We start from the raw sequence: 6,731 nt of genomic DNA, 5'->3' as shown, positions 1-6,731 counted from the left end.
AGAATTAGAACGAGTGTTTAGAAAAAGATGTGCCATTTATTGACATAGGAGCATAAATAATCTTTCAGCTGTTTTTGTAAAACTTCCCGTAACATATAAGGTTAAAAAAACTGCAATTTGTTTTTCAAACATATCTTCCTCCACTAGTTAAGTAATTAATTGTAAAACTTATACTTTATATTAATAATGAGTAATTTTATCATATTTTTGTTAGACAATACTCATTAAGAATGAAAAAGGCAGAAATAAATTTCAAAAAATAGTCATCCGAAATTTTATTAAAAAAAACTTGATTTATTTAGTAGAATTTGATGACTTTTTTTATTTTTAATTGTTTCAGTTTTTACTGCCTTATTTCTCCAATTATTTATCTAGATATGGTATGTTGAAGTTGAATTCAATTGTTCTTTTGAACTTTATCTTATTTTCTTGTTACCTGAATTATTAAAAAGGAGGAATACACAATGAAGTCAATTTTAACTATTTTGCAGTTACAATATGATTTAATTGAAAAAGAGCTGATCCGCTATCAAAATAATCCTTATGATGCTGCTCAAACTCATGACTTGCGTGTTGCTATCCGTACTTTACGTAGCTTATTCAAATTTTTAAAGCGAGATTTTTCCCCCAATACCTTTGCTGATATTGATAAAAGTCTCAGTAAGGCAGCAAAAGTTTTCAATGACTTACGAGAATTAGACGTGTTGATTGCTAAATCTAGTGAATTTGCCTATAATCATCCTGAAAAAAGAACTGATTATCGTCACTTTTTCCAAAGTTTTCATAACAAACGAAAAAAAGAAATGCATAAAACTTTGACAACGACAGTCCAAAAAGAAATAATAGCCAACCTTACCCAGGTCAAAGACCAGTTGATTCTTGATTTTAATGAAGGAAACGATTGGAACAAATATATTTATCAAGAATTAAACCGGCGGGAAAAGAAACTGTCCCAACTCTATAATGATTTGGACTTTAAGGATTATACTCGTGTACACCGTATTCGTAAAAAAGCTAAAACTTTAAGATATTCAGCAGCTTACTTTATAGAGTTCGCCCCTAAAAAAGCCAAAAAGATTAGCAAGAAAGCTAAAAAAATTCAATATGTCTGTGGTAACATCACTGATGCACATGTAAATTATGGCTTATTATGTAATTTTGCTGCCCAAAGCAACAACCAGAATGATAAGAAACTGTTGTTGCGTATTGCTCAAGTTCAAAAGAAAGTTTATGCCAACTAGGATTAAAGAGAAAATTAACTACAAGAGATGGTGTGTTTTAGTATTAACTGTTGTGTTAAACAGCGGGAATGAGTCAAAACTTATGTTTTGGCTCATTTTTTATAGTCTATCGTTTTTCTATATTAACGCGCTAGTGGCAGTCCGCCTTTTTTCTCTGATTAATCAATTTAAAAACCACTACAGATGATTATCATTATTTTTCTATCAGCCAAAAAATCTGTCAGAAGTTCTATTAGTAATTATGGTTAGTTCTAATAAACACGCAATGAGTAAGGCTGCCTGTAATAGTTTATAATTTAACACTTCTTGTATTGAACATAATCCTCTTTAAATTCGTTGATTAACATATTTTGCATAATAGTAAGCTATTTTAAAATTTTTTAGCCCCATTTTTCCGAATACTCCCCTTTTAAGCATGTTTCCAAGTGGATTTCGATAATGTAGTTTATAAATAAAACGAGGCGTACCCATAACTGTTAAAATTCTAATTTTTGTATCTAAACTTAAAATTTGGCGTTGTCCATCAATTTTTATTATCTGACCCTTACAAAAGACTTTATCGATAAGGCCTTTTAACATGGCAGGCATTACTTCCCACCAAACAGGAAAGATAAAAATTATTTCATCCGCTTTTTTCAATCGTAATAGATAATTTTGACTTTGTTCATCTACATATTCTTTAGTGCGCCAATTTGTTAACCCCTGCTTATCTATAACAGGATTAAAATGGTCAGCATGATTATGTGTTTTTAAGATATCAATGGAATTTTTGGTAAGCGCTGCTGAGTATGATCTTTTATGTGGGATATTTTCACTTGATTTCAAAGTATATGGATGGTCAAGTACAATTACTACATGCATATTCATTCCTTCTTTACATTTTTATATTCCTTGGAATATAATGATGGTAACAGTAAAGATAAAAACTGTCAATTTATATTCGGAGGAATATATATGTCGGAATTAATCCCACTACTAAAGCAGATTGATAATGAATTACATCGATATTTAGCATTTGATAATACAAAGAAAGTTCATGAACATTTATTAAAACATGCTACTGAAATAGCCTTAAGTGAAGTAATCTCTGATGTTTCTGTGACTGATTTAGACATTTTAAATCTGATAGCAACTCATTCAGAAATTAGAATAAAAGAGCTAGTTGAATCTGCCTACTTCCCTCAAGGGACAGTTTCAAAAATAGTTAATCGGTTAGTAAAAAAGAGATTGGTAAAAAAATATCACCACACCGATAATAAAAAAGATGTGTATTTAAAATTAACTGAATCTGGTCAAACTTTGGCTATTTTACATGTATAGTATCATAAAACAGAGAATCAGAAACTAAATAAAATGGCTGCAAGATTTAGTAATAAAGAACTTGCAAGATTTGCAGAAATGTTAAAGGAAATTAATGAGTTACGTGAAAAGTAACAATCGGTTTTATTGACTAGTATTAAAGACATCATTAATGTTTTTTTATGTCATTCTCCTAGGTGAAATTGAATAAAATAAGTTTTATCACCAAGTAAAAAAGCACCATGATTGTTGCTTTTCTTGTATATTGTAAAACTGGCAATTGCATAACTAAAAAAAGACATTGTATAATCGTAATTAATAAGGTGATAAAATGGGCAAATATTATTTTTGGAAGAGAATACTCTGAATCTTTATTAGCGTATATTAAAAAATCTCTTTGCAAACTAATTATTTAGGTTTGAAACCTGAAGAAAATGTACGTTCTTATAGCAACTTCTCTTATCTTATAATTACCCTACAAGTTTATTTCGACAGAATGTTGTTAATTTTCTATACTTTTTATTTTCTCAATTAACCCCTTCTTGTATTTTTAAAATTTTTGTGTTTTAATTGTTTTATGAATATCAAACAGTTGGATACAAATAGTGAATTGAAGCAACGAATATTTTTTGCTCTCTCAGATCCAGGAAGATATAAAATTGTCAGTATGCTTTATCATGTTGGTCATGAAATGGGGTGTAATGAGTTAAATCAGCATGTAGAAATTGATAAATCTACAATGTCATACCATTTGCGGACATTAAGAGAAATCGGAATTACTAACACAAGAACACAAGGAAGACAAAAATATGTTAGTTTAAATCTAGACAAAATTGAAGCATTATTACCTGGATTACTTAATCAGCTTTAGAAGGCACTTTTGTGCTTTTTTTCTTGCTTAATTGTTTGATAATTTTAAAACTATAAATGAATGGTGGAAGTGAAGTAAAATATGAAGTATCGTCGTTTATCAATTCTATTTTTTTTAATAATGTTTGTAATCGGTACAGACACTTTTTTAGTATCTCCTTTATTGCCTACACTGACTAATTATTATAAAGTTTCTACAAGTATTTCAGGACTAATGGTAAGTTCTTACGCAATTGGCTATATGATAACAGCATTAATTGTTGGGCCGATTTCTGATAAATATAATCGAAAAAAGATTCTTACGGTTGGGTTAATATTTTTTGCCTTGGCGACTGCTTCTTGTGGTTTAGCAAATACTTTTTTAATAATGTTAATTACTCGGTTTATCGCTGGTATCGCAGCTGCTACAGCAGGTCCTCAAGTATGGGCTTCGATTCCATTGCTTTTTCCCAAAGAAAAAGTTGTTAAAGTAATGGGTTATGCAACAGCTGGATTAGCAATTGCTCAAATTATTGGTGTCCCCTTAGGAAGTTTTTTAGCAACATGGTCCTGGCGCTTTCCCTTCTTTTTTGTTGGTGGAATTGCATTGGGTTTAACAGGATTAATAATAGTCTATTTGCCTAATTTAAATACAACTGAGAAAAAAGTTAATTCAATTAATATTTATCGTGATTTCTTTAAAAATAAATCGGCTTTAAAATTACTATTTTCTTACCTACTTTTTCAAACTGCTAATTTTTGTGCATTTTCCTTTATTGGAACATGGTTTTCCAAAAGCTATTCATTGCCAGTTGCTTCTATAGGTGGTTTTATTTTAATTATTGGAGCTGGTCAATTTATAGGCAGTCTTTTTGGATCTAAATTAGTAGAACTACTTACTTTACCCAAAGCTTTTATGTACGAATTCATACTGTTCATTTTGGGATATATAATCTTACCATTTTCATCATCCGTAATTATAGCAACCGTTATTTTAGCCATGATCTATTTTATTGGTGGAGCAATTTTTCCACTATTCATGAGTACCCTACAAGCACAAACTCCTAATTCAAGAGGAACAATGTCATCTCTAACAAATGCAGCCATGTACTTGGGTGAAGCAATTGGTGGAGTATTTGGTGGTATTCTAATTAAAAATTTTGCAGGATTCTACGGTATTGCTACTTTTACAGTTGCTGGTGTTTCTCTAGCAATGTTATTGTATGCACGACAAGGTTATTTCAGAAGTCAGTAAGCAATTTGTATATGTCAAAAAATATAGCAGGCAAAAGTGCCCAAAAGACATTCTTTTGACTACTATATTTTTTAAGTAATTAGTTGATAAAATAGACTTTTTAGAAATATGAATGTTATAGGTTTGAATATTGATAGAGGCTAAGTTTTTTGTAGTAACAACATTTTATGATCGTCTAACAATGATTTAACTTTGACAACTTTTCAGAATAAATTTACATTATTATTACCCACAACTATCTTTTAGATGATGAAACAAAAGTGGTTATACTAAAGCAAACATTAGTCTTTCCTAAAGTTACGCCATTTTTTTTGAAAGACGAGTTGTCTGATATTAATTTCCATGACCAATATAGAGACAATTATTAAGGTTCCTCCAATTAACAAATCGTAGCTTAATTCTTCGAAACCAAGGGTAACTGAAAATAAACTGCCAAATAATGATTCAGTCATTAAAATAATCCCCGATGAAGTAGCATCAGTATACTTTTGACCAATTACTTGTAATGTTTGTCCCCCGAAAGAAGCTAAAACACCTAATACTATTACTGGTATTAATGCACTTGCCCAATTTATACTGCTATATGACGAGAATTCAAAGGTTAATGACCATAACCCACTAGCAATTACTTGAACTATTCCTAGCAAAAATGAAATTACAAATGGATCCACATCTGCGACCTTGTTACTAAAGTAAACAATCTGTAGTGCATAAAAAAAAGCTGCCAACAAGGTTAAGATATCACCAATATGAAAAGAAAAGCCGTTATTAATTGTACCAGTTAAAAATAGTGTCCCTAAAAAACAAATGATAATCGCTAAAATACTTTTATATTTTGGGAAGTCTTTATTAAAAATCCAAAGTATAAACGGAATCATAACAATATAAGTTGCAGTTAAAAAAGCGCTATTACTTGGAGTAGTAAACTTTAAACCCAATGCTTGTAATTGATAGCCTAAGAAGTTGATAATTCCTGCAAAAACACCTATCCTTAGATCCTTCTTTGTTAATTTATGTAATCTTTTTCTAAAAAATATATAAATTAGCCCCGCAAATATTGCTCCTCGTAAGGTGTTGATTACACCCGAAGGCATATTACCCTTAAGGGCCATTTTAATCAAAATATAGCTACTTCCCCAAATAATTGCAGTTAAAAGTAAAATTAAATTAGCTTGCCATTTTTTCAATTTCATATTTCCCTTCTTAAAATAAAATAGCTCCCAAAATCAAAGTATTCTCCTTCACCTTGGGGGAACTTTTAAAAATTTTTCATAATCTACACACTATATCTTAGCTAACTTTCTCAATGACCAGCATAACAGTAAAGTTGCTAATAATGTCGCAATCACTATTACAAAAATAATATGTTCATTGACTCAATATTAACATCAACAATTGTTTTAAGTGGGTATGTACCTCACAACAATTCCCACAAAAAAAGCACCAATTACAACAGATAGACCAACTACTTCAGGTTCGACTGGTGAAACTAGTAATTTAGTACTTAAATACATGATATTGTAATTCAATCAATTAATAGTGGCTATAACAAATACACACTGTCGTCACTGTCTCGAATATAATAACTTCTCTAATGAATTATTATACAGATAAAGTTACTTAATTTAAAGCTTAAATCTCATTTGTTTGGCTATATATGCAAAGCTAGTTAATCAGTACACATTCTAGATATTCGGGTTTTGAACAATTCTTTGCTCGTTATCATTGATTTTATTTATATATTTTTCCAATAAACTATTCCCCAATTTAATAACGTCAATTTTCCCATTGCTAAAACACCAAGTAAGCATAACTCCACGAATGATAGATTCAAATTCTTGATAAGCAAGATTATTATTACTAAAGCTATCCGTGATTTTTTTAATTTCATTTGAAAATATTCTTTTTTTTGAATGGTTCCCAGGAGTACTCATGTTTGCTTGAAGATTTGCTACAAAAGCAATTGTAGTTACTTCAAGGCCAACCTTTTTTGCAAAATCTAATTCAAAAATTCCAATTTTTAAAAGTGTTTTCTTCCAATCCAAATTAAGTTGTATAACTTCCTGAATTTTATTACACATATAATT

The 6,731-nt window shown here is 30.0% G+C and carries 7 protein-coding genes; 4 read left to right on the top strand and 3 right to left on the bottom strand.

Translation table 11 applies throughout. The features are described 5' to 3' along the window. Positions 1-464 precede the first annotated feature (464 nt). The gene (locus ABF682_RS10930) at positions 465-1,241 is read left to right on the top strand and encodes a CHAD domain-containing protein (RefSeq protein ID WP_415601368.1); all 777 of its coding nucleotides are present in this window, start codon (positions 465-467) and stop codon (positions 1,239-1,241) included. Between the two features lie 327 nt (positions 1,242-1,568). Here the strand turns inward: ABF682_RS10930 and ABF682_RS10925 are convergent, their stop codons facing one another. Then, complete coding sequence (locus ABF682_RS10925) at positions 1,569-2,102, bottom strand: NAD(P)H-dependent oxidoreductase (protein WP_415601370.1); 534 nt, start codon at positions 2,100-2,102, stop codon at positions 1,569-1,571. Positions 2,103-2,195: 93 nt separating this feature from the next. On the opposite strand from ABF682_RS10925, the gene ABF682_RS10920 reads away from it, so the two are divergent. From ABF682_RS10920 to ABF682_RS10910, 3 genes are all read left to right on the top strand, one after another. Beyond that, on the top strand, positions 2,196-2,561 hold the full coding sequence (locus ABF682_RS10920; protein ID WP_415601372.1) for a MarR family transcriptional regulator: 366 nt from the start codon (positions 2,196-2,198) through the stop codon (positions 2,559-2,561). Between the two features lie 556 nt (positions 2,562-3,117). Next, positions 3,118-3,411 (top strand): ArsR/SmtB family transcription factor, encoded by a 294-nt coding sequence (locus ABF682_RS10915; RefSeq protein WP_415601374.1) that lies wholly within the window; start codon positions 3,118-3,120, stop codon positions 3,409-3,411. An 81-nt stretch (positions 3,412-3,492) separates the two neighbouring features. Further along, positions 3,493-4,644, top strand: a complete 1,152-nt coding sequence (locus ABF682_RS10910) for an MFS transporter (protein WP_415601376.1) — start codon at positions 3,493-3,495, stop codon at positions 4,642-4,644. Between the two features lie 281 nt (positions 4,645-4,925). Here the strand turns inward: ABF682_RS10910 and ABF682_RS10905 are convergent, their stop codons facing one another. Together ABF682_RS10905 and ABF682_RS10900 are read right to left on the bottom strand one after the other, a co-directional pair. Beyond that, positions 4,926-5,837: a DMT family transporter gene (locus ABF682_RS10905; RefSeq protein WP_415601297.1), complete on the bottom strand. Its 912-nt coding sequence runs from the start codon at positions 5,835-5,837 to the stop codon at positions 4,926-4,928. A gap of 492 nt (positions 5,838-6,329) precedes the next feature. Next, a partial coding sequence (locus tag ABF682_RS10900) for a hypothetical protein (RefSeq protein WP_415619815.1) occupies positions 6,330-6,731 on the bottom strand: 402 nt, incomplete at its 5' end.

This window comes from Liquorilactobacillus sp., assembly GCF_047719775.1.
Classification (GTDB): domain Bacteria; phylum Bacillota; class Bacilli; order Lactobacillales; family Lactobacillaceae; genus Liquorilactobacillus.
This window is presented reverse-complemented; position numbering and strand designations above follow the sequence as displayed.